Here is a 7,176-nt window from a genome sequence, read left to right on the forward strand (position 1 = left end):
CGGACCACCCGATGGGGGCAGGCCAAATCCTTCAGCCGACCGGAGCCCGGATGGCGCTGGATTGAACCTCATAGCTTAGCGTTTGACGGCTTCCGCTGGCATGCACGTGCCTTCTGCCGCAACGACGAGGTGTTCAAGGATTTTCTCCTGAGTCGCATCATCGGCATTGATGGTTCCGAGGAAGCCACGACGTCGGTTGAGGGCGACACGGCATGGAATACCGAGGTTACACTCCAGATCGGCCCTCACCCTGACCTGTCGGACGCCCAGAAGTATGTCATTGGTCTCGATTACGGGATGGAAGAGGGCGTGACCCAAATCAAAGTGCGTAAGGCGATGCTTTACTATGCACTCAAGCGTCTGGGTCTCGATACAGACCCCGAAGTGCGCAAACCGCAAGACCAGCAAATTGTACTCCTGAACCGTGATGAAATTGTGTAGATGCTTCAGACAGGCGCAACCCAGATGAAATCAGTCAAAGCCCCGCTTTCGCTCTCAGCAGAGTATCGCCTTTCTTTTGGGGCAGCCGGTCTGTCTGTGACAGAAAGTGCCTGGCTCGTTCAATCATATTTCGATCTGCGGGAATGGTCTGACGTGATAGAAGCCGCAGTCGAGCAAAATCTCCTGCGGTTCAAGTCCAGACAGTCCACTCGTCGTGCTGTCCGAGAGATCTGCACACGTCTGAAATCCTTATCCCCTCAAGAATTGGATTTCTTCACGACAGCAGACCCTTTTGACCAGTCGCTCATTTGCTGGCTGGCTTGCTGTCGGACCTATGAGTTTATCGGTGATTTTGCGACCCAGGTACTTCTGGAAAACTTTGCCAGCTACAAGCTCGACCTCGATTATGCTGCATTCGACTTTTTCTGTGAGGAACAAGCTCATTTTCACCCTGAGCTTGAAGAGGTGACCGAAAGCACTCGCAAGAAGCTTCGTCAGATCCTGTTCCGCATGATGCGTGAATCTGGAATTCTTAGCGATGACAACCGCATCATTGCGGGGATCGCTTCACAGTCTCTGAAGGATATCAACGAACACGGTGAACGTGATCTGCCCTTCTTTGTGCCGGGAGCCTCTCTATGACGATTAACACCGCATGTGCCGAACTCCGAGGTCCGCAGTCTCGTGAACTGCTCGAACATCTTGAAAGCGTGATCTCAAGCCAGCGCTTTATTGAGAAGCAGGGTCTGAACAACGAAGTTCCCTTCTTCATCTGTCCCTACCGACCAGAGGATGCGGTGGAGATGGAGGTGTTACGAGCTCAGCTCGTCAAACGCCTTGCGCAAAAGTCTGTCAGAATTCTCGAAATCAATCTCTACGACCTCGCTCTCGAACTTCTGGAGGGGCGCAAGCTGCTTGGTCGGATACTGCAAGCCGAAGGCAGCATGCCAAAGTCCAAGATCAAGGAGACCCTACAAGGTGTTCTGGATCCAGAGCGCCACCTCATTCCTGCCATCGCAGAGCGTGCCAAGGATGCTTCCTTTGATGTGATGTTCCTGTCCGGTGTGGGTGAGGTTTTCCCCTATATCCGCTCGCACAACGTCCTGAATAATCTCCAGAGCGCTGCCAAAGACCAGCCCACAGTGATGTTCTTTCCCGGAAGCTACCAGCACCAGCTGGCAACAGGGGCATCCCTGGATCTCTTCGGAAAGCTCCAGGACGACAAGTATTACCGTGCCTACAATATTCTCACGATGAAAGCTGCCGCATGACCATGCAATTGAAATCACTTTTTGTTAAGCCCGTAGACCGTCCCATTGATGGGGTTATCAAGGCAGACGATGAAGCCAGCCTCCTGATGGAGCTGGAAGAATATGTGGTAACGAACGAGGTCGAGAAAAATCTCAGCAGGTTCTTGCAAGAATATAATAATTATTCACATATCAATGGCGTTTGGATTTCTGGTTTCTTCGGATCCGGTAAATCTCACCTCCTGAAAATGCTGTCACTCGTTCTCGAAAACCGAGAGATCGAGGGGAAGTATGCAGCTGACATTTTCAGCGAGAAATGCGCTCACGATGCCATTCTGAAGGGCGAGCTGGATAAGGCTGTTCGCATCCCATCAAAAAGCATTCTGTTCAATATCGACCAGAAAGCCACCATCATCAGCAAGGATCAGATTGATGCCCTGCTGGCAGTGTTCCAGTCAGTTTTTGATGAGAGCTGTGGCTACTATCGTGAAGGCTATATCGCCAAACTTGAGCGAGACCTTGATGAGCGAGGTCAGTTTGTAAGCTTCAAAGAAGAATTCCAGAAACACTCCTTCGGAAACATTCCTTGGGAAGAAGGCCGTGAACAAGCGAACTTCGAAGCGGATGCAATTGCGAAAGCATTTTCAGCCGCAACAGGTCAAAGTGATGTCGCCAGCCAGAACATCCTCGACCAATATGCCAAGACCTATAATGTTTCCATTGAGAGCTTTGCCCAGCAGGTCAAACGCTACATCGACAAGCAGGAAAAAGGCTTCCGTCTGACGTTCTTCGTCGATGAAGTCGGTCAGTATATCGCTGATAACGTCAAACTGATGACGAATCTTCAGACGATTGCGGAAAGCCTGAACACTATCTGTAAAGGTCAGGCGTGGCTTGTCGTGACTGCCCAGGAGGCTCTCGATAAAGTCGTGGGCGACATTAATGCCCGTCAAGCAAACGACTTTTCAAAGATCATGGCTCGTTTCGGCACTCGCATGCCGCTCACCAGCCAAAACGTTGCTGAGGTCATCCAGAAGCGCCTTCTGAAAAAGAAAGCTGAGGCTGAAGGCACACTCGCCAATCTCTATGAAAGCGAGAACAGCAACTTCGGCACGCTATTCAACTTCTCAGATGGTTCCGTGACCTTGAAGAACTTCAGGGACAAGGACCATTTCATCGCAAGCTACCCCTTTGTCCCCTATCAATACGAACTGTTCCGCCAGTGCATCAAAGGGCTTTCTGAGCACAACGTCTTTGAAGGTCGCCATAGCTCTGTCGGGGAACGCTCGATGTTGGGCGTGTTCCGTGAAGTGGCTATCGGGATTGCTGATCTGGAGGTGGGTCAGCTTGCCACGTTTGACCGCATGTTCGAAGGGATCCGCACCGCTCTGAAAGGCTCTGTGCAAACCTCGATACAGGTGGCTGAAGGTAACCTCGATGATGAATTCGCCGTCAGAGTTCTGAAGGCACTGTTCCTCGTCAAATACTATCGTCAGTTCAAGCCCACGCTGCATAACCTCAGCGTGCTGATGCTGGAGCATTTTCATCAGGATCTGACTGCTCTACGCAAGAAGGTAGAAGGGGCGCTGAACCGCTTGGAGAGTGAGACCTATATCCAGCGGAACGGTGATGTTTACGACTTCCTGACCGATGAAGAGAAGGACATCGAGGAAGAAATTAAGAATACGGAAGTAGACCGCACCGAGATTTCAAAGGAAATCAACGGCATTATCTTCCAGCAGGTAATCGGGTCCACAAAGATCCGTCATAATCAGACGAAGACAGACTACAGCTTTGCCTGCAAGATCGATGATGAGCTGCAAGGGCGTGATGCCGAACTTGCAATCAATGTGATCACACCCTTCCACGAGCATTCGGAAAATCTCTCATCCCTGTCGCTTGCGTCGATGAACAGCGATGAGCTTATGGTGGTGCTTCCGCAGAACGCACGCTTCATGTCTGACCTGCTTCTGTTCAAGAAAACGGAAAAATATGTCCGTCAGAACCAGCGTTCCAGCAGTGAAGAGGTCAAGGCCCGCATCCTTCAGGAAAAGGGCACCCAGAACTCTGAACGCTTCAAGACACTGAAAACCCGCATCGATATGATGCTGGCAGAAGCCAAGCTTCTTATGCGTGGGGATGACCTTGAGCTTCGTGAGGCGAATGCAAAAGCCCGCATCGAGCGAGCGTTCCAGCTCTTGATCGATAAGGTTTACAGTAACCTGCAGATGTTGCGGAACATCACCTATTCCGAGACTGACATCGCCAAATATCACACAGATGCCAAGGACGGCATTATGGGTGGGGAAGCTGCACCTCTCACAGAGGCTCAACAGCAGATCTTCAACTATGTGCAGAGCCAGACCCGTCAAAGCCTGCGGGTCACCCTGAAATCCGTTGAAGAGAAGTTTGAGCGTAAGCCATTTGGTTGGCCCAGCTATGCCGTGCTGGCAAACACCTCAGCACTCTGTGGTGCAGGAAAAATCGAAGCACGAGCTGACGGAACCATCCTTGAAAACGATACTCTGATTAAGTCCTTCAAGAGCAATCGGGACCATCAGAACATCGTTCTGGAACCGCAGGTCGAATACTCTGCCTCCAAGATCAAAGAACTGAGAGAATTCTACACGGAATTCTTCACCCATCAGCCTGCAGCAAGTGATGCACGTGGGCTCAGTAAGGAAACGGCAACTGAGTTCGAACGGCTGGCAAGTAAGCTTGCTGACCTGCATCGGTCGGTTGGCACATTCCCCTTCCTCGAACAGCTGCCTGCTATCCAGGTGGCGCTCGAAGGCTACGCCAAGAAGGATGTTGATTGGTTCATCGGTGAACTGCCCAAGATGGCAGATGACCTGCTCGACCAAAAGGATGACGTTCTGGATCCGATCTTTGCCTTCATGGAAGGGCCACAGCGTCAGATTTATGAGCAGGCCAACCAGTTCCTGACCGAGAACCAGAATAATTTCAGCCATGCAGGGGCTGATAAAGCCAGAGCCCTAAAAGCAATCCTGATTGATGAGGGGTGCTTCAAGGGCAACAAGATGCAGGACGCCAAAGGTCTCTTGCATGACCTGAGGCTGCAGATCGACCAAGCCTTGATGGAAGCCAGACAGGCTGCAACGGAACGTTTGGAAAAGCTCCAGTCCAGCATGCAGCAACTTACTGAATATCAGTCTGCTGATGCAGCACACCAATCACGGGCTGATCAGGCATTTGGAAGCATCCGCCAAGAGATTCAGAACCAGCGCATCATCGCCCTTATTCAGGTCTCCGTAGATCGCTTTACGTCTGATCAATATCCAAGCGTCCTTGGAGGTCTCACACCTGCACCGCAGCCGACCCCGACAGGGGATGACAACACTCATACCCCTGCTCCGAAGCCCTCTTTTGTCTCAGCTAAGAGCGTTTCGGTCACATCTGCGAAGTCTGTTCTGGATACGGAAGAAGACGTGGATGCGTATCTGTCGGCCTTGCGGGATGCACTCGTAAAAGAACTCAAAGATGGTAAGAGGATCACTGTGTAATGGACACGAATAAGCTCAAGAAGTTCGCCCAAGAAGCTCGTCGTGTTCTGATGGGACGGGTTAAGACCAAGCTTGATCTGGTCTTGGCCGAGGATAGCGCCGCCCGCCGTGAACGGCCTGCCGCTGTTCGTGATCTGGAAAACAAGATCCGTGAGCTGGGCAAGGCCCAAGTCATCGAACAGGTGGCTTATACCTGGTTCAATCGTTTCACCGCTCTGCAATACATGGACATGAACGGCTACAACCGTGTGCGTGTCATTGCACCCGCTGATGGGCAAACTCGTCCTGAGATCCTGTCAGAAGCCACGGCCGGCATTTTCAACGAAGATCTCGTATCCGAGAACACAAAGAACGTGGTCTCTGGTCTTCTGGATGGACGTTCAGCCAGCAACGACCCTGAGAATGAAGCCTATCGTCATCTTGTGGTTTCAGCATGTAACTACTGGCATAAATCCATGCCCTACATGTTCGAGAAAATCCTCGATTTTACTGAACTCTTGATGCCGGAAGACCTGCTCTCTGCCACCTCGATCCTGACAAGCTTGCGGGAAGTGATGACGGAAGAGGTCTGCAAGGATGTTGAGGTCATCGGCTGGCTCTACCAGTTCTACATCTCGGAAAAGAAGGATGATGTCTTTGCTGGTCTGAAGAAGAACCAGAAGATCACGCCTGAGAATATTCCAGCTGCCACCCAGCTCTTCACGCCACATTGGATTGTACGCTACCTCGTTGAGAATTCTCTGGGCCGCCTTTGGATGCTGAACCGCCCGCAGTCCAAACTGGCGGAGCAGATGGAATATTACATCAAGCCCGAAGAGCCCGAGACGGATTTCATCAAGATCAGCAAACCCCAAGAGTTGAAGATCTGTGACCCCGCCTGTGGGTCTGGTCATATGCTGACCTATGCCTTCGACCTGCTGCATGCGATCTATGAAGAAGAAGGGTTCGACCCTAAGGATATTCCAGAGTTCATCCTTGAGCATAACCTGACAGGCATCGAGATTGATGAACGTGCAGGTTCGCTTGCTTCCTTTGCTCTTGCCATGAAGGCCGCTGAAAAGCTTGGCCGCCGCCGTTTCCTGCGGATCGAAACCCAACCTGATATCTGCGTTCTTCAGAATGTCAGCTTCGAGCCATCAGAACTGCAAGACATCGAAGCTATGGTTGGGCGTAGCCTGTTCACAGCTGACTTGCGAGCAACCCTGACCCAGTTCGAGCAAGCCAAGAACTTCGGCTCTCTCATCATCCCGAAACTAAAAGATCCCATGGAATGCCTGCGAGTGGTCGAGGCACAGGATCTTGGTGGCGACATGTTCCGTGCAAAGTTGCGGGAACGGTTGCTGACAGTCCTTCGTATGTCTGAGGCGCTTTCGTCAAAGTATCATGTTGTGGTGGCGAACCCGCCTTACATGGGCGGCAAAGGTCTCAACGGGCAACTCGGAGACTTCCTTAAAAACGAATACAAAGACGTTAAGTCAGATGTTTTCTCTGCCTTTATGGTTCGCAACACTTACTTGGCGGTTAAGGGCGGCCAGCTTGGCTTTATGACTCCATTCGTGTGGATGTTCATTTCATCATACGAGAAGCTAAGGATTTTCCTTCTCGAACAGAAAACGATCACTAGCCTTATCCAGCTCGAATATTCTGGCTTTGATGGCGCAACGGTGCCTATCTGCACGTTCACGATTGAAAATAAACATCGCCCTGATTTTAGGGGTGGTTATGTGCGCTTGTCAGATTTTCGTGGTGCCAAAAACCAAGCCCCAAAGACCTTGGAAGCCATCCAAAATCCGAACTGCGGCTGGTTCTATCGGGCCTCTGCAAATGATTTTGAGAAGATTCCGGGGAGTCCAATTGCTTATTGGCTGAGTGAAAATATCAAAACAGCGTTTGTGAATGGAAAGCAGCTATCTGAGATAGCAAAGCCTGTTGTCGGTTTGCAAACTGGTGAAAATGCTTGG

The 7,176-nt window shown here is 51.1% G+C and carries 5 protein-coding genes; all 5 read left to right on the forward strand.

Annotation, left to right across the window (positions count from 1 at the left end; all coding sequences use genetic code 11):
• A partial coding sequence (locus EP376_RS22200; protein ID WP_420837141.1) for a BrxR family transcriptional regulator occupies nt 1-441 on the forward strand: 441 nt, incomplete at its 5' end.
• 24 nt (nt 442-465) lie between these two features.
• The gene (locus tag EP376_RS22205) at nt 466-1,083 is read left to right on the forward strand and encodes a DUF1819 family protein (RefSeq protein ID WP_164745046.1); all 618 of its coding nucleotides are present in this window, start codon (nt 466-468) and stop codon (nt 1,081-1,083) included.
• Complete coding sequence (locus EP376_RS22210; RefSeq protein WP_127657672.1) at nt 1,080-1,712, forward strand: DUF1788 domain-containing protein; 633 nt, start codon at nt 1,080-1,082, stop codon at nt 1,710-1,712. The genes EP376_RS22205 and EP376_RS22210 overlap by 4 nt, the downstream gene beginning before the upstream one ends.
• The gene (brxC, locus tag EP376_RS22215; RefSeq protein WP_206074827.1) at nt 1,709-5,215 is read left to right on the forward strand and encodes a BREX system P-loop protein BrxC; all 3,507 of its coding nucleotides are present in this window, start codon (nt 1,709-1,711) and stop codon (nt 5,213-5,215) included. Before EP376_RS22210 ends, brxC begins: the two co-directional genes overlap by 4 nt.
• On the forward strand, nt 5,215-7,176 hold a 1,962-nt coding region (gene pglX, locus EP376_RS22220), incomplete at its 3' end, for a BREX-1 system adenine-specific DNA-methyltransferase PglX (RefSeq protein WP_127657673.1). The genes brxC and pglX, both read left to right, overlap by 1 nt.

This window comes from Alexandriicola marinus, assembly GCF_004000435.1.
GTDB classification, from domain to species: domain Bacteria; phylum Pseudomonadota; class Alphaproteobacteria; order Rhodobacterales; family Rhodobacteraceae; genus Alexandriicola; species Alexandriicola marinus.

Bases quoted from the DNA above. Each gene is read 5' to 3' on its own strand.
- EP376_RS22210 (WP_127657672.1), top strand. From the start codon at position 1,080: ATGACGATTAACACCGCATGTGCCGAACTCCGAGGTCCGCAGTCTCGT.
- brxC (WP_206074827.1), top strand. From the start codon at position 1,709: ATGACCATGCAATTGAAATCACTTTTTGTTAAGCCCGTAGACCGTCCC.
- EP376_RS22205 (WP_164745046.1), top strand. From the start codon at position 466: ATGAAATCAGTCAAAGCCCCGCTTTCGCTCTCAGCAGAGTATCGCCTT.